Consider the following 25407-nt stretch of genomic DNA (forward strand, 5'->3'; position numbering starts at 1 on the left):
TTGGAACATTTAGAAGAACTTTGGGCTAAAGTTCTCTCTGAAGTAGAAAAGAAAACATCTAAACCGAGTTTTGAAACTTGGCTGAAGTCGACCAAACTACTTTCATATCAAGGAGAAACTGTAACGATAGCTGCACCCAATTCCTTTGCTAGGGATTGGTTAGAAAATCATTATGTCCATTTAATAGCTGGTATATTAACTGAGTTAACTGGTAATGAATTACTTATATCATTTGTCGTACCAAAAAATCAGGATATGGATGATTTCGACATTCCTAAACCAAAAATCCCTCCAAATAACGGAGATCAACCAGATTTTTCACCAGGAATGCTAAATTCTAAAAATACATTCGATACATTTGTCATTGGATCTGGTAACCGTTTCGCGCATGCAGCATCTTTAGCTGTAGCCGAAGCCCCTGCTAAAGCGTACAATCCACTTTTCATATATGGAGGAGTTGGACTAGGAAAAACCCACTTAATGCATGCGATTGGTCATTATGTTCAAGAACACAATCCAAATGCAAAAGTGGTTTATTTATCTTCTGAAAAGTTTACAAATGAATTTATAAACTCCATTCGAGATAATAAAGCGGTCAATTTCCGTAATAAATATAGAAATGTAGATGTTCTACTAATAGATGATATTCAGTTCCTTGCAGGAAAAGAATCAACTCAAGAAGAATTTTTCCATACTTTTAATGCCTTGCATGAAGAATCCAAGCAAATTGTCATTTCAAGTGATCGTCCACCAAAGGAAATTCCTACTTTAGAAGATCGTTTACGCTCTCGCTTTGAATGGGGATTAATAACAGATATTGCACCACCAGATTTAGAAACTCGTATTGCTATTTTACGCAAAAAAGCTCGTGCTGATGGATTAGATATATCAGATGATGTAATGGCATATATAGCAAATCAAATAGATTCCAATATACGTGAACTAGAAGGTGCTCTCATTCGAGTAGTAGCCTATTCTTCTCTTATAAATAAGGATATTAATATCGATTTAGCAGCGGAAGCGCTTAAAGATATCCTGCCAAATGCTCGTCCAAGAATTATTACTATTTTAGATATCCAAAAAGTTGTCGGAGAGCATTTTCGCATTAGATTGGAAGACTTTATTGCTAAAAAGCGCACAAAGTCAATTGCATTTCCAAGACAAGTTGCAATGTATCTTTCAAGGGAGTTAACTGATTTTTCATTGCCTAAAATAGGGGAAGAATTTGGGGGACGTGATCATACAACAGTTATTCATGCTCACGAAAAAATCTCCAAAATGTTAAAAGATGATACAAATCTTCAAGATGATTTAAAACAAATTAAATCTATTCTTGGAAGATAAAAAAGAGTTTGTGGATAAACGCATAGTTTACTAGATTACTTAAACACAACTTATACACATGTGGACAAGTAACGCAGAGTAAGTAAAACAAGGCTTATCAACATATCCACAAGCCCTAGTACTATATCTATTATTCTTTTAAATAAATAATAATTATATAAGTGAGGTATAAGAATGAAATTCGAAGTAATGAGAGATAGTTTATTAGAGGGATTAAGTGATGTTATAAAAGCGGTAAGTTCCAAAACAACAGTTCCAATCCTCACTGGATTGAAACTAGAAGTAACTAATAAAGGACTTTATATTACTGGTAGTGATTCAGATATTACAATTCAAACTTTTATACCTGTTGAAAAAAATGGAGAACAAGTTATCAGTATCACAGAACCAGGCTCTATCGTTTTACAAGCAAGAGTATTCAATGAAATTGTACGTAAGTTACCAACAAATGATGTAGAAATAGAAGTAACAAACCAATTTCAAACTCATATTAGATCAGGAAAATCTGAATTTAATCTAATCGGATTGGATGCATCTGAATATCCATTACTACCTGAAATTGAAGAAGAAAGACAATTCTTTATACCATCTGATTTGCTTAAATCTATTATTAAAGAAACTGTATTTGCGGTATCTACTTCTGAAAGCCGTCCTGTTTTAACAGGTGTCAATTGGCAGGTCAAGGAAGGGGAACTTCACTGTGTAGCTACAGATAGTCACCGATTAGCTAAAAGAAAGACAGGTATTAAAGATTTGCCAAATGAGGAATACAGTATAGTAATTCCGGGGAAAAGTTTAAATGAATTAAATAAAATTTTAGAGGAAACATCATCGGAAGTAGCAATTGTGATGACTCAACAACAAATTCTATTTAAAACTGGTGATGTCCTATTTTATTCTCGATTACTAGAGGGGAATTATCCCGATACTTCCAGATTAATACCAAGTGAGAGTAAAACAACTATATTGGTAAACAGTAAATCTTTATTGCAAGCAATTGATAGAGCTTCTTTACTTGCACGTGAAGAACGTAATAACGTAGTTCGCTTTTCCACTTTAGGAAATGGACTTATAGAAGTATCTTCTAACTCTCCCGAAATAGGTAATGTAGAAGAACAGATTCAGGCAGAAGAAATAGATGGTGAAGAGTTAAAAATTTCATTTAGTGCAAAATATATGATGGACGCTTTAAAAGCTATTGATGGGCAAGATGTAAAGATTTTATTCACAGGGGCTATGAGACCTTTTATATTAAAATCTGTGCATGACGATTCAATACTACAGCTGATTTTGCCAGTAAGAACTTATTAATATTTCAAAAGATAGTCACGTTGTGGCTATCTTTTTTTGTTGTCGTTGATTTCCTTTTCGTGTGATTACAAAGAACAAGGACTAAAACTGTCACCTTATCGTGTGGTATCCTCGTTAACTAGGTTATTTGTCAAAGCAATCCTGTTTTTATTAGGAATAAAAACAACTAATATTTACTTCGTATATGTCAATTTTTTGTTCCATTCACCCGAATCAGCCAAAAATTGTAGTATAAAGCCACAGGAAGCTTTTCTAGGCATAACTAGCCACTTCTACTTTTCTTTGCTTATTTCGTAATTTAAGGTAAAATAAAGGGATAATGATTAGGAGAAGAGGTTGAGTTATTGTTGGAAGAAATTCGATTTGACTCAGAATTTATCACACTTGGGCAATTGTTAAAAATGACAGATGCGATTAGCTCCGGTGGAATGGCCAAATGGTTTTTAAGTGAGCATGAGGTATATGTTAACGGAGAAGTGGATCAAAGACGAGGTCGTAAATTACGTCACGGCGATATAGTGAACATACCAGGAGTAGGAAGATTTCAATTGGTTGGACCTGAGAACGGGGATTAATATGTATATTGAACGATTAGAGTTAAAAGATTTCCGTAATTACGATTCAATTGAAATGAACTTTTCCTCTAAGATTAATGTGTTGATAGGTGAAAATGCACAAGGTAAAACAAATTTAATGGAATCTCTCTATGTATTATCCATGGCAAAGTCTCATAGAACTTCTAACGATAAAGAATTGATACGTTGGGAAGCAGACTATGGTAAAATAAAAGGGGATATTCAAAAAAAGTACGGGCATTTACCATTGGAATTAATTCTTTCAAAAAAAGGAAAAAAAGCCAAGGTAAACCATCTGGAACAAACGCGATTAAGTGATTATATCGGTCAGCTTAATGTAGTGATGTTTGCACCTGAAGATTTATATTTAGTAAAAGGAAGTCCACAAGTGAGAAGACGATTTCTCGATATGGAAATCGGTCAAATTTCCCCTATCTATTTACATGATTTACTTCATTTCCAAAAAATAATGAAGCAGCGGAATCATATTTTAAAACAACATCAAGGTAAGCCTATGTTAAATGATGTGATGTTCGATGTTTATACAGAACAATATATAGATGCAGCCGTAAAAGTAATTCAAAAGAGATTTCATTTTATGCAATTGTTACAACAATGGGCGGAACCAATTCACTATGGGATTTCTAGAGGCTTAGAGAAATTGAGAATTTCTTATAATTCTTCAACTGGAATTCAACCAGAGTGGACAGCAAATGAAATGAAAAATCACCTAGAAAAAAAAATAACAGATAGTCAGAGTAGGGAACTCTATCGTGGAGTATCCTTAATCGGTCCTCATCGTGATGATTTACAATTTTTTGTAAATGATTACGATGTACAAACTTATGGATCTCAAGGACAGCAACGTACAACAGCATTGTCTTTGAAACTCGCAGAAATTGAATTAATAAAACAGGAGGTTGGTGAATCTCCTGTTTTATTACTGGATGACGTTTTATCCGAACTAGATGACTATAGACAATCTCACTTGTTGAATACCATTCAAGGAGATGTCCAAACATTTGTAACGACTACAAGTGTTGAAGGAATTGCACATGAAACTATCCAACAGGCAGAATTGTTTCATGTGGAACAAGGGGCAATAGTAGATCAATAAAAGTATGTAACGAACGCAAATGTTCAAACAAATTAAGTTTTTAATTGAACCACCATAATTGAAGGAATGAAAGAGTGGGTGAGCAAGTTGGCAATGGAAGAAAAAGACATAAATCAATCTTATGATGCTGATCAGATACAAGTATTAGAAGGGTTAGAAGCTGTCCGAAAGCGTCCAGGAATGTATATTGGTACGACAAGTTCAAAAGGGCTTCACCATCTTGTTTGGGAAATCGTTGATAACAGTATTGATGAAGCACTAGCAGGACACTGTGATCATATTATTGTTACAATTGAAAAAGATAATTGGATCCGAGTAGAAGACAACGGTCGTGGTATACCAGTTGATACACAAGAAAAAATGGGTAAGCCAGCAGTAGAGGTAATCATGACTGTTCTACATGCAGGTGGTAAATTCGGAGGCGGAGGATATAAAGTATCCGGAGGACTACATGGTGTAGGTGCTTCAGTAGTAAACGCCCTATCCGAATATACAGAAGTATATGTTAAACGTGATGAAAAAATTCATCAAATTAAATTTGAGCGCGGGGCAGTATCTTCTCCTTTAGAAGTTATTGGAGAAACGGATGTTACTGGAACAACTACTAGATTTAAAGCAGATGCTGAGATATTTACGGAAACTACTGTCTACGAGTACGAGATTCTTGAACATCGTGTACGTGAACTCGCTTATTTAAACCGTGGATTATCTATAACGATTGCAGATGAAAGAGAAGGAAAAGAAAAAACGGTTAAATATTACTACGAGGGTGGTATTAAGTCATACGTAGAAGATTTAAACGAATCCAAAGAGCCTATAACAGAAGAAGCAATATTTGTTGAAGGTGAAAAGGATGGAATTTCAATAGAAATTGCCATGCAATATAATTCTGGTTACTCTTCAAATATTTTATCTTTTGCTAATAATATTAGTACGTACGAAGGTGGAACTCATGAATCTGGTTTTAAAACAGCATTAACGCGTATCATCAACGACTATGCAAGAAAAAATGGTTTGTTAAAAGAGGCAGATACTAATTTATCCGGTGATGATGTACGGGAAGGTTTAACTGCAATTGTTTCCATAAAACATCCAGATCCTCAATTTGAAGGACAAACAAAAACAAAATTAGGTAACTCCGAAGTTAGTCCTATTACTAATAGTCTGTTTGCTGAAGGGTTTGATCGATTTTTATTAGAAAATCCTCAAGTTTCTAGAAAGATAGTGGAGAAAGGCTTGATGGCTGCGAGAGCTCGCGTAGCTGCTAAAAAAGCACGAGAATTTACACGTCGTAAATCAGCATTAGAGGTTTCTAGTCTACCTGGTAAATTAGCAGATTGCTCTTCTCGTGTTCCAGCAGAAAGTGAACTTTATATCGTAGAGGGTGATTCTGCAGGAGGTTCTGCTAAATCAGGTCGTGATCGTCATTTTCAAGCAATCCTTCCTTTACGTGGTAAAATTTTGAACGTAGAAAAAGCCCGTTTGGATCGAATTTTAGGAAATGCAGAGATTCGTGCTATGATTACAGCACTTGGAACAGGTATTGGTGAAGAGTTTACTTTAGAAAAAGCGCGTTATCATAAAATTATTATTATGACAGATGCTGATGTTGATGGAGCTCATATCCGAACATTGCTACTTACATTTTTCTTCCGCTTTATGAGACCTTTAATTGAAGCAGGTTATGTATATGCTGCTCAGCCACCTTTGTATCAAGTAAAACAAGGGAAGCATATCGAGTATTGTTATAATGATGAACAGTTAAAAGAAATTTTAGATCGATTACCGAAAACTTCAAAACCTAATATTCAACGTTATAAAGGTTTAGGAGAAATGGATGCGGATCAACTTTGGGATACGACAATGGATCCAGAAGTACGTACATTACTACAAGTTAACTTAGATAATGCGATGGAAGCAGATAAAATCTTTGAACAATTAATGGGTGAGGAAGTAGAACCAAGACGCCTATTTATCGAAGAAAATGCTGTATACGTGAAAAATTTAGATATATAAGAAAGTGTGTGACTGGAGGTCTTTTAGGATGTCAGAAATACCGAATAAAGGCGTAAAGGGTATAAATATTAGTACAGAGATGAAAACTTCATTTCTAGACTATGCGATGAGTGTTATTGTATCCCGTGCCTTACCAGACGTTCGTGATGGGTTAAAGCCTGTGCATCGTCGGATTTTATATGGTATGCAGGAGTTGGGGAATACGCCAGACAAACCTCATAAAAAATCAGCTCGTATTGTAGGAGACGTAATGGGGAAATATCATCCACATGGTGACTCCTCTATTTATGAAGCAATGGTGCGTATGGCTCAAGACTTTAGTTATCGTTATATGCTAGTAGACGGACATGGAAACTTTGGTTCTATCGATGGTGACGGAGCAGCTGCTATGCGTTATACGGAATCACGTATGTCTAAAATTGCTTTAGAATTATTGCGAGATATAAATAAAAATACGATCGACTACAAAGACAACTATGATGGCCAAGAAAAAGAACCAGTTGTATTACCTAGTAGATATCCTAATTTACTTGTCAACGGTGCTTCTGGAATTGCTGTTGGTATGGCTACGAATATTCCATCACATAATCTAGGAGAAGTAATTGACGGAGTATTAGCATTAGCTGAGAACCCTGCAATTACGATTGAAGAATTGATGGCTATTATACCGGGACCTGATTTTCCAACGGGTGGTATTATTTTAGGACGCAGTGGTATTCGTCGTGCCTATGAAACAGGTAGGGGCTCAATACTAATTCGTGCAAAAGTAGAGATTGAAGTAAAATCAAGTGGTAAAGAAGTTATTCTTGTTAAAGAATTACCATATCAAGTAAATAAAGCTCGATTAATAGAAAAGATTGCTGAATTAGTACGCGATAAAAAAATTGATGGAATTACCCATTTAGCGGATGAATCTGATCGTAATGGAATGCGAATTGTTATTGAAGTACGGAAAGATGCAAATTCTCACGTATTATTAAATAATTTATATAAACAAACGGCATTACAATCAAGCTTTGGGGTTAATATGCTTGCATTAGTAGACAACCAACCAAAGGTTTTGAACATCAAAGAAATGATCTATTATTACTTAGAACATCAAAAAGTGGTAATACGTCGTCGTACACAGTTTGAACTAAACAAAGCTGAAGATCGCGCACATATTCTAGAAGGACTACGTATTGCTTTAGATCATATCGATGAAATCATCAAATTAATCCGTGCCTCCCAAACAGGTGAAGAAGCAAAAAATGGTTTGATGGAAACATTCAATTTATCTGAAAGACAAGCACAGGCTATCTTAGATATGCGTTTACAACGATTAACTGGTTTAGAGCGCGATAAAATCGAAGAAGAGTACAATAACTTACTAAAACTAATTGAAGAATTAAAATTCATTTTGGCAAATGAGTATCGTGTAATTGAAATAATTAAAGAAGAAATTTCTGAGATTAAAGACCGTTATGCGGATAAACGTCGAACTGAAATTGTTGCTGGAGGAGCAGAAGTTTTAGAGGATGAAGATTTGATTCCAGTAGAAAACTCTGTACTTACTTTAACAAACAAAGGCTATATTAAACGCTTACCTGCTAATACGTATAAAAGTCAAAAAAGAGGTGGTCGTGGAGTTCAAGGGATGGGTACAAATGAAGATGATTTTGTCGAACATCTATTGTACACATCAACACATGATACAATTCTCTTCTTTACAAACAAGGGGAAAGTTTATCGAGCACGAGGATTCGAAATCCCTGAATACGGTCGTACAGCAAAAGGCCTACCAATTATAAATCTATTGGGTATAGAAAAAGATGAGCATATCACTGCAATGATTCCAATGGCATCGTTTGAAGAAGAAAATTATTTTATCTTTACAACGAAGCACGGGGTAACTAAACGTTCTCCTGTAACTGGATTTGCACATATTCGTGCAAACGGATTAATTGCTATTTCATTGCGCGAAGAAGATGAACTTATTGCGGTTCGTTTAACTGACGGTAACAAACAAATTATCATTGGCACGCGTCAAGGTAAATTGGTTCGATTCGAAGAAATCGACATACGTTCCATGGGTAGAACGGCTGGAGGAGTAAGAGGTATTCGTTTAAAAGATGATGACTATGTAGTTGGCATGGAAATTATTGAACCTGAACAAGAAATTCTAGTTGTTACAGAAAACGGATACGGTAAACGAACACCTGAATCAGAATATCGTTTACAAAGTCGTGGCGGTATGGGCGTGAAAACTTGTCAAATTACAGACAAAAACGGTCCTCTATCAGCTGTTAAGGCAGTTAATGGTACAGAAGACTTGATGCTTATAACGATTAATGGAATGCTTATCCGTATGGATGTAAAAGATATTTCTAGAACTGGTCGTAGTACACAAGGCGTCCGTTTAATGAGGCTAGCAGAAGATGAACTAATTTCTACTGTAGCTAAAGTTGAAAAAGAAGAAGACGACGATGAGGAAAATGTAGAAATTGTAGCTAATCTAGATGAAGATTCTGCAATCGAAACAGATTCATCGCTAACTGAAGATCCAAACGAATAAAAAAAGCAAACACCCTTAAACGATTTATTCTGTTTAAGGGTGTTTTATACGTACTTAAATAGATATTTTCCATATACTTTCAATATGAGAATTTAGTATAATTAAAGAAATGTTTGGAAATGGGGAATATTAAGTGAACCAAACTCTCATTAATTTAGAAGAATTGAAATTAGGTGCAATAATAGCAGAAGATATATTAGTTAATACTAATTCACCTATTATTCATAAAGAGTCAAAAGTAACGAGGGAACTTATTCAAGTACTTCGTGCTTTTAATATAACTAAAGTACCTATTATATTAGAAAATGTTTTTAATAGATCAGAAGAAGAGATAAAAAAGTTAAATGAAAATAAAACAGAATCTCTTCAAACAGAAGAAAAATCAATAGTGACGACGAGTTTTGATCAACTATATAAAGATGCTGTAGATAGCTTCTATAAAGAATTTATTAGCTGGGAAGCGGGCATGAAAGTAGATGTGGCAAAACTACGGAATATTATTATGCCTTTAGTAGAAAAAGCAATGGAAGAAAAACAAGTATTTTCTCTGTTGAATATGTATTCAAAGATGGATAAATATATTGCTCATCATTCTATAGCTGTTGGAATTATTTCTGGGGCAATAGCTAAGAAGTTAAATTATCCTTCTGGTCAAATAACGCAAATGGCTACAGCTGGTTTAATGGCTGATATAGGTATGGCAAAGGTGGATCCAAAAATACGGGACAAAAAGTCTACTTTGACGGAAACAGACTTTTCAGAGATAAAAAAACATACTATTTATAGTTTTCAAATGATTAAAGATAGTCCTTTACTAAAACCTGAAATGAAATTAGCGATATTTCAGCATCATGAACGTTTAGATGGAAGTGGTTATCCAAAAAGTGATAAATTGAATGATGTTTCTGTTTACTCTCAAATAATAGCAGTAGCAGATGTATACCACGCGATGACATCAGAACGTATTTACCGTGCGAAAAGTTCTTCTTTTAGAGTCTTAGAAATGATTAGAGAAGAAGAGTTTGGAAAGTATAATATAGAAGTAGTAAATAAATTAATAGAGTTAGTAGGGTCTTTACCTATTTCAACTCGTGTTCTTCTATCAACTGGAGAAAAAGGAGAAGTAGTTTTCTTACACAGGGATACTCCAATGCGTCCAATGATTCGGTTAACTGAAAGTGGACAAATAATAGATTTAGCTGCGAAAAGATCTGTTTATATAGAAAGTGTTATCAGCTAAATTGATCAAAACTCTTTCGTCTTTTATTAGTAGGGGAAAGAGTTTAATATTATTTTGCGATAAAGTGTTGACATATTCCTAAGAACTTGATATTATATAGAAGTCGTCAAAACGACATTACAACACCATGAACATTGAAAACTGAACATGCAAAACGTTAAGACATACAGCTTATCAACTAACATTGTTAGTATGATAGCAAAACAAAATGACATCATTTAATGATGATGCCAGCAAAACAAAATGAGCTTTTTAAGTTCTCTATTATGGAGAGTTTGATCCTGGCTCAGGACGAACGCTGGCGGCATGCCTAATACATGCAAGTCGAGCGAATGACGAAGAAGCTTGCTTCTTCTGATTTAGCGGCGGACGGGTGAGTAACACGTGGGCAACCTGCCCTGTAGATTGGGATAACTCCGGGAAACCGGGGCTAATACCGAATAATCCATTTCCTCACATGGGGAGATGTTAAAAGACGGCATCTCGCTGTCACTACAGGATGGGCCCGCGGCGCATTAGCTAGTTGGTGAGGTAACGGCTCACCAAGGCGACGATGCGTAGCCGACCTGAGAGGGTGATCGGCCACACTGGGACTGAGACACGGCCCAGACTCCTACGGGAGGCAGCAGTAGGGAATCTTCCACAATGGACGAAAGTCTGATGGAGCAATGCCGCGTGAGTGAAGAAGGTTTTCGGATCGTAAAACTCTGTTGTGAGGGAAGAACAAGTACGAGAGTAACTGCTCGTACCTTGACGGTACCTCATTAGAAAGCCACGGCTAACTACGTGCCAGCAGCCGCGGTAATACGTAGGTGGCAAGCGTTGTCCGGAATTATTGGGCGTAAAGCGCGCGCAGGCGGTCCTTTAAGTCTGATGTGAAATCCCACGGCTCAACCGTGGAAGGTCATTGGAAACTGGGGGACTTGAGTACAGAAGAGGAAAGCGGAATTCCAAGTGTAGCGGTGAAATGCGTAGAGATTTGGAGGAACACCAGTGGCGAAGGCGGCTTTCTGGTCTGTAACTGACGCTGAGGCGCGAAAGCGTGGGGAGCAAACAGGATTAGATACCCTGGTAGTCCACGCCGTAAACGATGAGTGCTAAGTGTTAGGGGGTTTCCGCCCCTTAGTGCTGCAGCTAACGCATTAAGCACTCCGCCTGGGGAGTACGGTCGCAAGACTGAAACTCAAAGGAATTGACGGGGGCCCGCACAAGCGGTGGAGCATGTGGTTTAATTCGAAGCAACGCGAAGAACCTTACCAGGTCTTGACATCCCGCTGACCGGCCTAGAGATAGGCTTTTCCCTTCGGGGACAGCGGTGACAGGTGGTGCATGGTTGTCGTCAGCTCGTGTCGTGAGATGTTGGGTTAAGTCCCGCAACGAGCGCAACCCTTGATCTTAGTTGCCAGCATTCAGTTGGGCACTCTAAGGTGACTGCCGGTGATAAACCGGAGGAAGGTGGGGATGACGTCAAATCATCATGCCCCTTATGACCTGGGCTACACACGTGCTACAATGGACGGTACAGAGGGTCGCAACCCCGCGAGGGTGAGCAAATCCCATAAAACCGTTCTCAGTTCGGATTGTAGGCTGCAACTCGCCTACATGAAGCCGGAATCGCTAGTAATCGTGGATCAGCATGCCACGGTGAATACGTTCCCGGGCCTTGTACACACCGCCCGTCACACCACGAGAGTTTGTAACACCCGAAGTCGGTGGGGTAACCCTTACGGGAGCCAGCCGCCGAAGGTGGGACAGATGATTGGGGTGAAGTCGTAACAAGGTAGCCGTATCGGAAGGTGCGGCTGGATCACCTCCTTTCTAAGGATAATATCGGAATACGAATCTTTATTCGTATCTTAACGTTTTGCAGTTCAGTTTTGAATGTTCATTTTTATATGAAGATTCATCTCTTGCTCCTGCGATTACTCGTCGCAAAGTGAGCAAACCTTTGTTCTTTGAAAACTGGATAAAACGACATTGAAACAATAAACAACAAGAAATTCTGTTGTGATTATTTACGTAATCACAACGTGTAAGACTTTTTAACTTTTAGGTTAAGTTAATAAGGGCGCACGGTGAATGCCTTGGCACTAGGAGTCGACGAAGGACGGCACTAACACCGATATGCTTCGGGGAGCTGTAAGTGAGCTTTGATCCGGAGATTTCCGAATGGGGAAACCCACTGTTCGTAATGGAGCAGTACATTTGCGTGAATACATAGCGCATCTGAGACACACCCAGGGAACTGAAACATCTAAGTACCTGGAGGAAGAGAAAGAAAAATCGATTCCCTGAGTAGCGGCGAGCGAAACGGGAATAGCCCAAACCAAGAGGCTTGCCTCTTGGGGTTGTAGGACACTCTACATAGAGTTACAAAGGAATGAGTTAGACGAAGCGATCTGGAAAGGTCCGCAGGATAGGGTAAAAGCCCCGTAGTCCAAAATTCATTCTCTCTTGAGTGTATCCTGAGTACGGCGGAACACGTGAAATTCCGTCGGAATCCGGGAGGACCATCTCCCAAGGCTAAATACTACCTAGTGACCGATAGTGAACCAGTACCGTGAGGGAAAGGTGAAAAGCACCCCGGAAGGGGAGTGAAATAGATCCTGAAACCGTGTGCCTACAAGTAGTTAGAGCCCGTTAATGGGTGATAGCGTGCCTTTTGTAGAATGAACCGGCGAGTTACGATTACATGCAAGGTTAAGTTGAGAAGACGGAGCCGCAGCGAAAGCGAGTCTGAATAGGGCGAATGAGTATGTGGTCGTAGACCCGAAACCAGGTGATCTACCCATGTCCAGGATGAAGGTAAGGTAACACTTACTGGAGGTCCGAACCCACGCACGTTGAAAAGTGCGGGGATGAGGTGTGGGTAGCGGAGAAATTCCAATCGAACCTGGAGATAGCTGGTTCTCTCCGAAATAGCTTTAGGGCTAGCCTCAAACGTTAGAATCTTGGAGGTAGAGCACTGTTTGGACTAGGGGCCCATCCCGGGTTACCGAATTCAGACAAACTCCGAATGCCAATGATTTATGTTTGGGAGTCAGACTGCGAGTGATAAGATCCGTAGTCAAGAGGGAAACAGCCCAGACCACCAGCTAAGGTCCCAAAGTATTTGTTAAGTGGAAAAGGATGTGGCGTTGCTTAGACAACCAGGATGTTGGCTTAGAAGCAGCCATCATTTAAAGAGTGCGTAATAGCTCACTGGTCGAGTGACGCTGCGCCGAAAATGTATCGGGGCTAAACAAATCACCGAAGCTGTGGATTGATACCTTTGGTATCAGTGGTAGGAGAGCGTTCTAAGGGCGTTGAAGTCAGACCGGAAGGACTGGTGGAGCGCTTAGAAGTGAGAATGCCGGTATGAGTAGCGAAAGACGGGTGAGAATCCCGTCCACCGTATGACTAAGGTTTCCTGAGGAAGGCTCGTCCGCTCAGGGTTAGTCGGGACCTAAGCCGAGGCCGATAGGCGTAGGCGATGGATAACAGGTTGATATTCCTGTACCACCAAACCACCGTTTGAGTAATGGGGGGACGCAGAAGGATAGGGTAAGCATGCTGTTGGTTATGCATGTCCAAGCAGTAAGGTGTGAATGTAGGCAAATCCGCATTCTGTAACATTGAGCTGTGATGGCGAGGACGTATGTCCGGAGTTCCTGATTTCACACTGCCAAGAAAAGCCTCTAGCGAGGTGATAGGTGCCCGTACCGCAAACCGACACAGGTAGTCGAGGAGAGAATCCTAAGGTGAGCGAGAGAACTCTCGTTAAGGAACTCGGCAAAATGACCCCGTAACTTCGGGAGAAGGGGTGCTCTTTTGGGTGCATAGCCTAGAAGAGCCGCAGTGAATAGGCCCAGGCGACTGTTTAGCAAAAACACAGGTCTCTGCAAAACCGTAAGGTGAAGTATAGGGGCTGACGCCTGCCCGGTGCTGGAAGGTTAAGAGGAGTGCTTAGCGCAAGCGAAGGTGCGAATTGAAGCCCCAGTAAACGGCGGCCGTAACTATAACGGTCCTAAGGTAGCGAAATTCCTTGTCGGGTAAGTTCCGACCCGCACGAAAGGCGTAACGATCTGGGCACTGTCTCAACGAGAGACTCGGTGAAATTATAGTACCTGTGAAGATGCAGGTTACCCGCGACAGGACGGAAAGACCCCGTGGAGCTTTACTATAGCTTGATATTGAATTTTGGTGCAACTTGTACAGGATAGGCAGGAGCCTTAGAGCCCGGAGCGCCAGCTTCGGAGGAGGCGTCGGTGGGATACTGCCCTGGTTGTATTGAAATTCTAACCCATACCCGTAACCCGGGTAGGAGACAGTGTCAGGCGGGTAGTTTGACTGGGGCGGTCGCCTCCTAAAGTGTAACGGAGGCGCCCAAAGGTTCCCTCAGAATGGTTGGAAATCATTCGAAGAGTGTAAAGGCAGAAGGGAGCTTGACTGCGAGACCTACAAGTCGAGCAGGGTCGAAAGACGGGCTTAGTGATCCGGTGGTTCCGCATGGAAGGGCCATCGCTCAACGGATAAAAGCTACCCCGGGGATAACAGGCTTATCTCCCCCAAGAGTCCACATCGACGGGGAGGTTTGGCACCTCGATGTCGGCTCATCGCATCCTGGGGCTGTAGTCGGTCCCAAGGGTTGGGCTGTTCGCCCATTAAAGCGGTACGCGAGCTGGGTTCAGAACGTCGTGAGACAGTTCGGTCCCTATCCGTCGTGGGCGTAGGAAATTTGAGAGGAGCTGTCCTTAGTACGAGAGGACCGGGATGGACACACCGCTGGTGTACCAGTTGTTCTGCCAAGAGCATCGCTGGGTAGCTATGTGTGGACGGGATAAGTGCTGAAAGCATCTAAGCACGAAGCCCCCCTCAAGATGAGATTTCCCATTACGCAAGTAAGTAAGATCCCTCAAAGACGATGAGGTAGATAGGTTCGGGGTGGAAGCGTGGCGACACGTGCAGCTGACGAATACTAATCGATCGAGGACTTAACCAAATTTGTTTAACGTAACAATGTCGTTTATCCAGTTTTGAGTGAACAAACACTCTATTTATATGAGGGTTTCAAGATACAAGCAGTGCTAGGAAACAAGTGAGAGAAAGAAGGAACGTACTAACGTACGTGACTGACAGATCGAATGAAGTTGACAACGCAATGCGCCGTATATTGAAAGCCGAATGAGTCTAGTGATGATGGCGAAGAGGTCACACCCGTTCCCATACCGAACACGGAAGTTAAGCTCTTCAGCGCCGATGGTAGTTGGGGGTCTCCCCCTGTGAGAGTAGGACGTCGCTGGGCACCAAAGAAAAAGTCGTTACCGAGTAATTGGTAGCGACTTTTTTGTATTTAGAAATAAGCCGTAGGCAGTCTATCTCTATAAAAAAGTATGCGAGAAAGTAGAGGGGCAAAGAGTTCAAGGAAGCAAACGAGAGAGACTCGGAGCGTATAACATACGCGAGAATTGAACGAATGCGGCTGACGAAGAAATCTGCCGCCTATCTGCTTTCGCAGCCCCGGACACGGAAGTAAAGCTCTTGCGCCGATGGTAGTTGGGGGTCTCCCCCTGTGAGAGTAGGACGTCGCTGGGCACCAAAGAAAAAGTCGTTACCGAGCAATCGGTAGCGGCTTTTTTGTATGGTTTTAAATATTAAAGTATCATCTATTAATCTGCGTCTCTAAAGATTCAAATACTAATTAAGAGTGCTTCAATCTAATTCTTATAATAGAGATCAACTTTTATTGTTTACCTGTTTATAAAGGAATTAGGATGGTCTCATATCCTATTAACTTATTAATTTATACTAATACTAAACAAGTAAAATTGAATACAGGATTCGTTAGATCTTATCGCTTTAGAAAAGTCGGAATAAACATACTATTTAAGGAATCTTGACACTTACAAGAAGCGCTGATAACCTTGTAATAATATTTATTTAACGAGGAGGAATTCAGCGAAATGTGGGAATCTAAATTTAAAAAAGAAGGCTTAACATTTGATGATGTTTTATTAGTTCCAGCTCAATCAGAAGTATTACCAAAGGATATCAATTTATCGGTGCAGTTGACGTCTAAAGTAAAATTAAATATCCCAATGATTAGTGCTGGTATGGATACAGTAACGGAAGCAAAAATGGCTATTGCGATGGCACGTCAGGGTGGACTTGGTATTATTCATAAAAATATGAGTATTGAGGAACAATCTGAGCAGGTTCAAACAGTTAAACGTTCTGAAAATGGTGTTATAACGGATCCATTCTTTTTAACTCCAGAACATCAGGTATATGATGCTGAGCACTTGATGGGAAAATATAGAATTTCTGGTGTCCCTATTGTAAATAACGAAGAAGATTTACAATTAGTTGGCATTATCACTAACCGTGATCTACGCTTTATTCAAGATTACTCTTTAAAAATTGATGATGTTATGACCAAGGAACAGTTAGTTACTGCTGCAGTTGGAACAACTCTTGAGGATGCTGAGAAAATCCTTCAACAATATAAAATTGAAAAGTTACCGATTGTTGATGAAAATGGAATGCTAAAAGGTTTAATCACTATTAAAGATATTGAAAAAGTGATTGAATTCCCGAATGCTGCCAAAGATCATCTTGGAAGATTGTTAGTAGGTGCTGCAGTAGGAGTTACAAAAGATACGATGCTAAGAGTACAGAAACTTGTAGAAGCACAAGTAGATGTGATTGTTATTGATACTGCACATGGACATTCTCAAGGTGTTATGGATACGGTAAAAGATATTCGTAATGCTTATCCAGAATTAGATATTGTCGCAGGTAATGTTGCAACTGGTGAAGCAACAAAAGCTTTATTTGAAGCTGGTGCAGATGTAGTTAAAGTTGGTATTGGACCAGGTTCTATTTGTACAACTCGTGTGGTGGCAGGTGTTGGGGTTCCTCAAATTACAGCTATTTACGATTGTGCAACAGAGGCTCGCAAAGCTGGTAAAACAATCATTGCAGATGGTGGTATTAAGTATTCTGGTGATATCGTAAAAGCATTAGCTGCCGGCGGACATGTAGTTATGTTAGGTAGCTTACTAGCTGGTACAACAGAAAGTCCCGGAGAAACGGAAATTTTCCAAGGTAGACGTTTTAAAACTTACCGTGGAATGGGATCTATTGCAGCTATGGAAAAAGGTTCAAAGGATCGTTACTTCCAAGAGGATGCAAAAAAATTAGTACCAGAGGGCATTGAAGGTCGTCTTCCATATAAGGGACCACTTTCTGATACTGTTCACCAATTACTAGGTGGTGTTCGTGCAGGCATGGGGTATTGTGGAACTGGAACACTTGAAGATCTACGAGAAAATGCACAGTTTATCCGTATGACGGGTGCAGGATTACGTGAAAGTCATCCTCATGATGTTCAAATCACGAAAGAAGCTCCTAACTATTCTCTATCATAAGTAACTGCGTTATTTAGAAACTTTTGCACTCATTCGACGTCTTAAACTAGGTCGAATGGGTGCTTTTTTGTCTACAAGTGTCCTAGCATGCTAAAGTGTGATAAAATGAGCAATGATAATAACAAAAGGTGGAGGTACGATAGTGAAGAAGGTTTGGATGACATCAATGATAAAGTGGCTAGTACTTCCGATGTTTCTTGTGTCAGTAGTATGTGGTATGCCTGCTGCAACAAAAGCAGAGGAAAGTTTGAATTTAAATGTAGATGCAGCAATTTTAATTGATGCAGAGACAGGGAAAATTCTATATGAAGAGAATTCTGAAACAGCACTGGGTATAGCAAGTATGACAAAAATGATGACGGAGTATTTGTTATTTGAAGCAATAGAAGAAGGCAAAGTAAAATGGGATCAACAATACAATGTAACTGAATATACATACAAAATTTCTCAAGATCGTCGTTTAAGTAATGTACCACTACGTGAAGATGGTAGCTATTCTATTCAAGAGCTTTATGAAGCAATGGCTATATACTCAGCAAATGCAGCAACTATTGCTATTGCTGAAACAATTGCAGGAACCGAAGATAATTTTATTAAGCTGATGAATGAAAAAGCAGCTGAAATGGGATTAGAGGGATATAAATTTGTCAATTCTTCTGGACTAAACAATGGAGACTTACAAGGAATGCATCCAGCAAGTACTAATGCTTCTGATGAAAACGTAATGCCCGCAAAATCGGTAGCAATTCTTGCATATTATTTAATGAAAGATTTTCCAGAGGTTTTAGAAACAACGAAGATTGCTAAAAAAACATTCCGCAAAGGAACCTCTGATGCAATAGAGATGAGTAACTGGAACTGGATGTTACCAGGATTAATATATGAATACGAAGGCGTAGATGGGTTAAAAACTGGAACAACAGAATTTGCAGGTCATTCATTTACTGCAACTGCTCAAAAGAACGGAATGCGTGTTATTTCTGTCGTAATGAAAGCAGTTGATGCAGATGGAAATGGTTCGTACAAAGCACGTTTTGATGCAACAAGAGCATTATTAGATTATGGGTTTTCCCAATTTTCTAAAGAAGAAATTGTACCAGCAGGATATAAAATTCCAAAACATGAGACATTAGAAGTTGAAAAAGGGAAAGAGGACACAGTAGCAATAGCTGTGAAGGACCCTATTTCTATGGTCATTAAGACAAATGAAAAAGAATTGTACAAGCCTGTATTTACAGAAAACAAAGAGAAGCTTGAAGCAGATATTAAAAAAGATACAGTTGTTGGTAAAGTTCATTTAGAAAAATCCGAAGGAACTGATTATGGCTATATAATTGATAAAGCAGCAGAAACGGAAGTAGTGACTACCGAGGCTGTAGAACGTGCTAGCTGGTTTAGTTTAATGTTCCAAGGTATTGGAAAGTTTTTCGGAAACTTATGGAATAGCACAACAGACTTTATAGGTGGATTATTTTAAAATAGGCAAAAGCACCGTAGCTCTTTTGAGTTACGGTGCTTTTGTTATTTCTAATGCATGCATTAATTGATGAATGGAGGAAACAACCTGCTCTGTTTTTAAACCTCCAAATCCTAATACTAACCTTGGATTCATTTTATCATCTAGTTCTGCTGAGGTATATTCCAGAAGACCGTATATTCGAATATTTGATTGCTCTGCAAGTTTTACTAGTTCAGTCTCTGTTTTAGTTGTACGAATTGTCAATAGTATATGCATACCTGCTTGTTCCCCAGATATAGTAACAGTTGGTTCGTATTCCATAATAGTTTTCGTAATAATTTCTAGTTTTCGCTTATAAATCTTTCTCATTCTATTTAAATGTTTAGCGAAGTATCCTTCTTCCATAAAGTTTACTAGAATATGCTGATCCATTCTAGGAACTGTAGCAGAGTAATAGGAAAACCTCTTTTTATACTGCAGGATTAGTGACTTTGGTAATATTGCATAGGCTATGCGTAAAGAAGGCATTAATGATTTAGAAAATGTGCTCAAATAGATGACACGTTCATTTTGATCTATACCTTGTAAGGAAGGAATAGGCTTACCTGTATACCTAAACTCACTATCGTAATCATCCTCAATAATATATCGGTTATCTTGCTGATATGCCCATGCGAGTAGCTGGCTTCGCCGGGTTGCTGATAGTACCGCCCCTGTTGGGAATTGGTGGGAGGGAGTTACGTACATGACATTTGCAAAGGTCTGTTCTAATTTAGCAACTATGACCCCGTCGTTATCTACTGGTATAGGTACTGACATCCTACTATCTTTAAAAAATAAATGATGCGTAAGAGGATACCCGGGATTTTCAAATCCATACACAGTTTTATCTCCAAGTAACTGAATAATAAGTGGCATAATTTGCTCAGTACCTGAGCCTAAAATAATTTGTTCAGGAGTACTTTTCACTCCTCTTGATTGGAACAAGTAAGAAGAGATTTGCTGTCTCAACTCATAATCTCCTTGAGGATGTCCTAACTGAAGCAAGTCTTTATTATCATCGTGTACAATGTCCTTTGCATACTTTCTCCAGATTGCAAAAGGAAAAGAATCTGTATCAATTTTCCCGGGTGAAAAATCCACAGAAAAGTTAGGTGTGTTGTTTGCTTCCTGTGTTATGAAGGAAGTGTCCTGTTCGATAATAGCTAGTTCCTCTAAGTTTTGAACGAAATATCCACGTCTGGGTTCAGAGGAGATAAACCCTTCAGCAACTAATTGGCTATAAGCAAATTCAATAGTCGTTTGACTGACAGCTAAATAATCAGCCAATTTTCTTTTAGAAGGAAGCTTAATACCCTCTTCAATTGTACCGTTTATAATTGCTTCTTTTATAGCACGATATAGTTGTTCATATAGTGGAGTTTTCGATTCTTGTACAAGCTGAAACATTAAAAAATCCATAGTCTCTCCAATCTGACCACTTTATTTAATTTGTTTCTGATACTTTTCATAAGGTCATATTTTATTATACTAAACTTAATAAAGATAATGGAGGGAAAATAATGATACCTACAAGTTTAATCGGGACAGATCGAGTAAAAAGAGGAATGGCTGAAATGCAAAAGGGCGGAGTTATCATGGATGTTATTAATGCAGAGCAAGCAAAAATTGCAGAAGCAGCAGGTGCAGTTGCAGTGATGGCATTAGAACGAGTACCCTCCGATATCCGGGCAGCTGGGGGAGTAGCTCGTATGGCGGACCCACATATTATGGAAGAGGTAATGGGAGCGGTAACAATTCCAGTGATGGCGAAAGCGCGTATCGGTCATATTACTGAAGCACGCATTTTAGAGGCAATGGGTGTAGATTATATTGATGAATCAGAAGTGCTAACTCCCGCAGATGAAGAGTATCACTTACGTAAAAATGAATTTATAGTACCTTTTGTATGTGGTTGTAAAGATCTTGGAGAAGCAGCACGAAGAATTGGAGAAGGAGCTTCGATGCTTCGTACAAAAGGCGAGCCAGGAACAGGGAACATTGTAGAAGCAGTACGTCATTTACGTAAAGTAAATGGACAGGTTCGCAAAATAGTACATATGAGTGAAGATGAATTAATGACAGAAGCAAAAGTTTTAGGTGCACCTTATGATGTTTTATTGCAAATTAAGCATGCCGGCAAATTACCAGTTGTGAACTTTGCAGCAGGCGGGGTAGCAACACCAGCAGATGCAGCTCTAATGATGGAGCTTGGAGCAGATGGTGTGTTTGTAGGATCTGGTATTTTCAAATCAGAAAATCCTGAGAGATTTGCAAAAGCTATTGTGGAAGCTACAACACATTTCCGGGATTATAAATTACTGGTAGAGATTTCAAAGGAATTAGGAATTCCTATGAAAGGAATTGAAATTTCTCGTTTATCTGCAGTTGAACGTATGCAAGATAGAGGTTGGTAATATGGTTAAAATAGGTGTTTTAGCACTCCAGGGAGCAGTTAGCGAGCATATTCGTTCCATTGAAAATAGTGGAGCAGATGCATTAATGGTAAAAAATATAAATGATTTAGCTTTAGTGGATGGTTTAATACTCCCTGGAGGAGAAAGTACAACTATGCGAAAGCTAATTGATCGATTTGAAATGTTAGAACCACTAAGACAATTTGCATTGAATGGTAAACCAATGTTTGGAACTTGTGCAGGCTTAATCCTACTTGCAAAAGAATTAGTTGGATACGATTATTCACATATAGGTGCTCTTGAAGCTACTATTGAACGCAATTTTTACGGTCGACAGGTCGATAGCTTTGAAGTAAGTTTATATATTAAAGGTGTTGCAGCGGATTTTCCAGCGGTATTTATACGAGCACCTCATATCGTAAATGTCGGGGAGAATGTTGAAGTACTTGCAACGTATAGAGATAGAATCGTAATGGTAAGACAAGGTTATTTGTTAGGATGCTCTTTTCATCCCGAGTTAACTACTGATCAACGAATAACGGCATATTTTATAGAGATGGTGAAGGAAAGTCTTGCAAATGAGTTGCACGTATAGTAAAGTATGAGTAATTTCATGAATCAAAAACGATGATAGGAAGCAGTAACAAGCACGTTTTTTATAGAGAGTCAGCGGGTGGTGCAAGCTGATATAAACACTTGTGAATCCGTCCTTTGAGTTGTGCGGCTGAATGATTAGTAAGTCGTGCCGGTTGAAAAGCCGTTACAGTACAAGTAAGTGGATTCTGTTTATGACTGGATCAATCAGGGTGGCAACGCGGGTATGCTCTCGTCCCTTTTTCATGGGATGGGGGCTTTTTTGTCGTTTTTAGAAAATTTAAAGGAGGAATTATATATGTTAGATGTAAAATTTGTACGAGATAATTATGAAACAGTAAAAGCAAAACTTGCTAAGCGAGGAGAAGATATTTCAGAGTTTGACCAATTCCAACCTTTAGACCAAAAGCGTCGTGAGTTGATAGCGAAAACGGAAGTATTAAAGGCTGAAAGAAATGAGTTTTCTCAAAAAATCTCTTTGATGAAACGAAATAAAGAAAATGCGGATGATCTTATTGCACGTATGCGTGAAGTAGGCGATGAAATAAAAGCATTAGATGATGAGTTACGAGATGTTGAAGAAAAGTTTGAATATATGATGATGCGTATCCCTAATGTTCCACACGACAGTGTACCAATAGGTGACTCTGAGGATGATAATGTAGAAATACTTAAATGGGGAGAAGTTCCTTCCTTTGATTTTGAAACGAAAGCACATTGGGACATTGCGACAGAATTAAAATTAGTAGATTTTGAACGTGCTGCAAAAGTGACAGGAAGTCGTTTTGCATTTTACCGTGGATTAGGGGCTAGATTAGAACGTGGATTGTTAAATTTTATGATGGATTTGCATGCAGAAGAGCATGGCTATGAAGAAATGCTTCCACCATATTTAGCAAACCGTACAAGTTTAACAGGTACGGGGCAACTTCCGAAGTTTGAAGAGGATGCATTTTTAATTGGAGAAGAGGATTACTTCTTAATACCAACAGCGGAAGTACCTGTAACGAATTTTTATAGAGATGAAATATTAGATGGGGCAGAACTTCCGCAGGCATTCACTGCTTATAGCGCTTGCTTCCGTTCAGAAGCAGGATCTGCAGGTCGCGATACACGTGGTTTAATACGTCAGCATCAATTTAACAAAGTAGAGTTAGTTCGCTTTGTGAAGCCAGAAGATTCTTATGAGCAGTTAGAACTTTTAACTGGTCATGCAGAGAAAGTATTACAACTGTTAGGTCTTCCATATCGTAAACTTCATATGTGTACAGCAGATTTAGGATTTACAGCTGCGAAAAAATATGATTTAGAAGTATGGTTACCAAGCTATGGTGAATATAAAGAAATTTCTTCTTGCAGTAACTTTGAAGACTTCCAGGCTAGACGTTCAGGGATTCGTTTCCGCCGTGAAGCTGGAGGAAAACCAGAGTACGTGCATACATTAAATGGTAGTGGATTAGCACTAGGACGCACAGTGGCAGCTATATTAGAAAATTACCAACAAGCAGATGGAACAGTATTAGTTCCAGAGGTTCTGGTTCCTTATATGGGTGGAAAAACAGTTATAAAATAATTAAAAAGAAGAACCAGATTCGCTATAAACCGCGTTTCTGGTTCTTCTTTTTTTCGCGAAGATTACGAAAAAACTGAGTGAGTATATTGCCACATTCTTCTGCTAAAACACCTTCTGTCACTTCACAGCAGTGATTAAAACGTTCATCATTTAATAGTCGGTAAAGGGAATCTACACAGCCTGCTTTGGCATCTCTTGCCCCGTAGACGACTCGAGGGATACGGGATTGTAAAATAGCTCCTGCACACATAGGGCAAGGTTCTAAAGTAACATATAGAGTAGTTTCTTCTAATCTCCAATTATTTAAAGTTTTACATGCCTCTTGAATAGCAAGTAGTTCCGCATGTGTAGTAGCATTTAAGGTTGTTTCTCTTAAGTTGTAACCGGTTGCGATAACTTTATCATTATGTACTATAACAGCCCCTATTGGAACTTCACCAATGGCGGCAGCTTTCTTAGCTTCTTCTATGGCTAAATTCATATAATGTTCATCCATCTAAATCAACTCCTTTTTGCATAGTGTAGCATGTTTTTTTATCAACTTGCATATTCTATGATGAAGGAGTGATGCATTGATCCATATAGTTAAACAGGGAGATAGTTTATATGCAATCGCCAAAAGGTTCGGAACAACAGTAGAAAGTATAGTTTCTATAAATGAAATTCCTGATCCGGATGTATTAGTAGTAGGGCAGGCCATAGTTCTACCATCTACCCCAAGTCCAAATAGACCTACTATTGAAACGAATTTATATGTTGAATGGTATACAGAAGTACCTTCCGAACGAGTGTTGGAGCAAGTAGAGAAGGTGGCTTCAAATTTAACGTATATGATGCCTTTTTCGTATGAAGTGTTGCGAGATGGATCATTAACGGAGATGAATTGGGGAACGTTAAGTGAAATAGCTAAAGAGCAACAAGTAGAAGCAGTTATTGTGATAGCAAATATTGAGGATTATGCGTTTAATAGCTCACTAGCTCATACCATTTTAACGGATGAAGTAGTTAAGAGGAATTTGTTTGAACAAGCGGTGGCAGAGGCAGAAAAAAGAGGAACGAATCATATTCATATTGATTTTGAGTATATGGATGCTAGTGACAGAGAAAACTATGTGAACTTTATAAGGGAATTTAAAGAATTTGCAAAAGGGTATATTATATCCGTAACACTTCCTCCTAAAACAAGTGCTGATCAACCAGGAAGATGGTATGAAGCTTTTGATTATAAGGCGATAGGAGAAGTGGCAGATTTTGTTGTCATTATGACTTATGAATGGGGATATAGTGGGGGTCCTCCGATGGCAGTTTCTCCTATCGGACCTGTCCGCAGAGTATTAGAATATGCAAAAACAGAGATACCGCCAAGTAAAATTTTGATGGGGCAGAATTTGTATGGATATGATTGGACTTTACCATATAAAGTAGGAAACCCGATTGCTAAAGCATTAAGTCCACAACAGGCTATTCAACTAGCAAAAGATAGAAATGCAGCAATTGAGTATGATCAAAATGCACAGGCTCCTTTTTTTCACTATTGGCAGGATGGTATTGAACATGAGGTTTGGTTTGAAGATGCACGATCTATTCAGGCTAAGTTCAAGCTTTTGAAGGAATTGCAGTTACTAGGAATTGCATATTGGCACAGTGGTTTTGATTTTCCTCAAAATTGGTACTTACTTCACGAAATGTTCCAGGTGAAGAAAATATAGAGCAAATTAGCCTTTCCTTGGAAAGGTGGATTTGCTCTATTTTTCATTTT

15 protein-coding genes, 3 rRNA genes and 1 other annotated feature are annotated in these 25407 nt (G+C 39.1%); of the genes, 16 read left to right on the forward strand and 2 right to left on the reverse strand.

Going from position 1 to position 25407, the window contains the following annotated elements; translation table 11 throughout:
• The 12 genes from dnaA to MKY60_RS00060 all read left to right on the forward strand — a co-directional run bounded on the left by dnaA (position 1) and on the right by MKY60_RS00060 (position 19043).
• Entirely contained in the window at positions 1-1344 is a 1344-nt protein-coding gene (gene dnaA, locus MKY60_RS00005; protein WP_090567294.1) for a chromosomal replication initiator protein DnaA, read from the forward strand.
• Between the two features lie 174 nt (positions 1345-1518).
• The gene (gene dnaN / locus MKY60_RS00010; RefSeq protein WP_090567291.1) at positions 1519-2655 is read left to right on the forward strand and encodes a DNA polymerase III subunit beta; all 1137 of its coding nucleotides are present in this window, start codon (positions 1519-1521) and stop codon (positions 2653-2655) included.
• 347 nt (positions 2656-3002) lie between these two features.
• Entirely contained in the window at positions 3003-3230 is a 228-nt protein-coding gene (gene yaaA / locus MKY60_RS00015; protein ID WP_090567932.1) for a S4 domain-containing protein YaaA, read from the forward strand.
• Position 3231: 1 nt separating this feature from the next.
• Complete coding sequence (gene recF / locus MKY60_RS00020) at positions 3232-4347, forward strand: DNA replication/repair protein RecF (protein WP_093495576.1); 1116 nt, start codon at positions 3232-3234, stop codon at positions 4345-4347.
• A gap of 93 nt (positions 4348-4440) precedes the next feature.
• Positions 4441-6363, forward strand: coding sequence for a DNA topoisomerase (ATP-hydrolyzing) subunit B (gyrB, locus tag MKY60_RS00025; RefSeq protein ID WP_241598651.1), 1923 nt, complete (start codon positions 4441-4443; stop codon positions 6361-6363).
• A gap of 28 nt (positions 6364-6391) precedes the next feature.
• The gene (gyrA, locus tag MKY60_RS00030; RefSeq protein ID WP_093495577.1) at positions 6392-8917 is read left to right on the forward strand and encodes a DNA gyrase subunit A; all 2526 of its coding nucleotides are present in this window, start codon (positions 6392-6394) and stop codon (positions 8915-8917) included.
• A gap of 133 nt (positions 8918-9050) precedes the next feature.
• Positions 9051-10157: an HD-GYP domain-containing protein gene (locus MKY60_RS00035; protein ID WP_340928184.1), complete on the forward strand. Its 1107-nt coding sequence runs from the start codon at positions 9051-9053 to the stop codon at positions 10155-10157.
• A gap of 263 nt (positions 10158-10420) precedes the next feature.
• Positions 10421-11975, forward strand: a 16S ribosomal RNA gene (locus tag MKY60_RS00040).
• Between the two features lie 234 nt (positions 11976-12209).
• A 23S ribosomal RNA gene (locus tag MKY60_RS00045) occupies positions 12210-15138 on the forward strand.
• Between the two features lie 187 nt (positions 15139-15325).
• A 5S ribosomal RNA gene (gene rrf / locus MKY60_RS00050) occupies positions 15326-15441 on the forward strand.
• The 16S, 23S and 5S rRNA genes sit together here, the layout of an rRNA operon.
• Positions 15442-16099: 658 nt before the next feature.
• Entirely contained in the window at positions 16100-17566 is a 1467-nt protein-coding gene (guaB, locus tag MKY60_RS00055; protein ID WP_090571033.1) for an IMP dehydrogenase, read from the forward strand.
• Positions 17567-17708: 142 nt separating this feature from the next.
• Positions 17709-19043, forward strand: coding sequence for a serine hydrolase (locus MKY60_RS00060; RefSeq protein WP_093496796.1), 1335 nt, complete (start codon positions 17709-17711; stop codon positions 19041-19043).
• A gap of 30 nt (positions 19044-19073) precedes the next feature.
• Here MKY60_RS00060 and pdxR read toward each other — a convergent pair whose 3' ends face one another.
• Positions 19074-20486: a MocR-like pyridoxine biosynthesis transcription factor PdxR gene (gene pdxR / locus MKY60_RS00065; RefSeq protein ID WP_340928185.1), complete on the reverse strand. Its 1413-nt coding sequence runs from the start codon at positions 20484-20486 to the stop codon at positions 19074-19076.
• Between the two features lie 101 nt (positions 20487-20587).
• Here pdxR and pdxS point away from each other — a divergent pair, with 101 nt between their 5' ends.
• The 3 genes from pdxS to serS all read left to right on the forward strand — a co-directional run bounded on the left by pdxS (position 20588) and on the right by serS (position 23648).
• Positions 20588-21481 (forward strand): pyridoxal 5'-phosphate synthase lyase subunit PdxS, encoded by an 894-nt coding sequence (gene pdxS, locus MKY60_RS00070; protein ID WP_093496794.1) that lies wholly within the window; start codon positions 20588-20590, stop codon positions 21479-21481.
• A gap of 1 nt (position 21482) precedes the next feature.
• A complete protein-coding gene (pdxT, locus tag MKY60_RS00075) occupies positions 21483-22076 on the forward strand; it encodes a pyridoxal 5'-phosphate synthase glutaminase subunit PdxT (RefSeq protein ID WP_241600630.1) in 594 nt (197 codons plus the stop codon).
• 23 nt (positions 22077-22099) lie between these two features.
• Positions 22100-22318: a binding site (T-box leader), on the forward strand.
• A 55-nt stretch (positions 22319-22373) separates the two neighbouring features.
• Positions 22374-23648, forward strand: coding sequence for a serine--tRNA ligase (serS, locus tag MKY60_RS00080; RefSeq protein ID WP_093496792.1), 1275 nt, complete (start codon positions 22374-22376; stop codon positions 23646-23648).
• Positions 23649-23670: 22 nt separating this feature from the next.
• Here serS and tadA read toward each other — a convergent pair whose 3' ends face one another.
• Positions 23671-24144 carry a tRNA adenosine(34) deaminase TadA gene (tadA, locus tag MKY60_RS00085; RefSeq protein ID WP_090571050.1) on the reverse strand — a complete coding sequence of 158 codons (474 nt, stop codon included), beginning with the start codon at positions 24142-24144 and terminating at the stop codon, positions 23671-23673.
• A gap of 76 nt (positions 24145-24220) precedes the next feature.
• Between tadA and MKY60_RS00090 the strand changes: the two genes are divergently transcribed.
• The gene (locus MKY60_RS00090; RefSeq protein WP_093496791.1) at positions 24221-25357 is read left to right on the forward strand and encodes a glycosyl hydrolase family 18 protein; all 1137 of its coding nucleotides are present in this window, start codon (positions 24221-24223) and stop codon (positions 25355-25357) included.
• The last annotated feature ends 50 nt before the right edge of the window (positions 25358-25407 follow it).

Source organism: Psychrobacillus sp. FSL K6-1415 (assembly GCF_038003185.1).
Taxonomy (GTDB): domain Bacteria; phylum Bacillota; class Bacilli; order Bacillales_A; family Planococcaceae; genus Psychrobacillus; species Psychrobacillus psychrodurans.

What these genes read in the sequence shown, in the direction of transcription:
- pdxR (WP_340928185.1), bottom strand. Translation starts at nt 20,486, where the DNA reads ATGGATTTTTTAATGTTTCAGCTTGTACAAGAATCGAAAACTCCACTA.
- gyrA (WP_093495577.1), top strand. Translation starts at nt 6,392, where the DNA reads ATGTCAGAAATACCGAATAAAGGCGTAAAGGGTATAAATATTAGTACA.
- gyrB (WP_241598651.1), top strand. Translation starts at nt 4,441, where the DNA reads ATGGAAGAAAAAGACATAAATCAATCTTATGATGCTGATCAGATACAA.
- serS (WP_093496792.1), top strand. Translation starts at nt 22,374, where the DNA reads ATGTTAGATGTAAAATTTGTACGAGATAATTATGAAACAGTAAAAGCA.
- recF (WP_093495576.1), top strand. Translation starts at nt 3,232, where the DNA reads ATGTATATTGAACGATTAGAGTTAAAAGATTTCCGTAATTACGATTCA.
- guaB (WP_090571033.1), top strand. Translation starts at nt 16,100, where the DNA reads ATGTGGGAATCTAAATTTAAAAAAGAAGGCTTAACATTTGATGATGTT.
- tadA (WP_090571050.1), bottom strand. Translation starts at nt 24,144, where the DNA reads ATGGATGAACATTATATGAATTTAGCCATAGAAGAAGCTAAGAAAGCT.
- pdxS (WP_093496794.1), top strand. Translation starts at nt 20,588, where the DNA reads ATGATACCTACAAGTTTAATCGGGACAGATCGAGTAAAAAGAGGAATG.
- dnaN (WP_090567291.1), top strand. Translation starts at nt 1,519, where the DNA reads ATGAAATTCGAAGTAATGAGAGATAGTTTATTAGAGGGATTAAGTGAT.
- pdxT (WP_241600630.1), top strand. Translation starts at nt 21,483, where the DNA reads ATGGTTAAAATAGGTGTTTTAGCACTCCAGGGAGCAGTTAGCGAGCAT.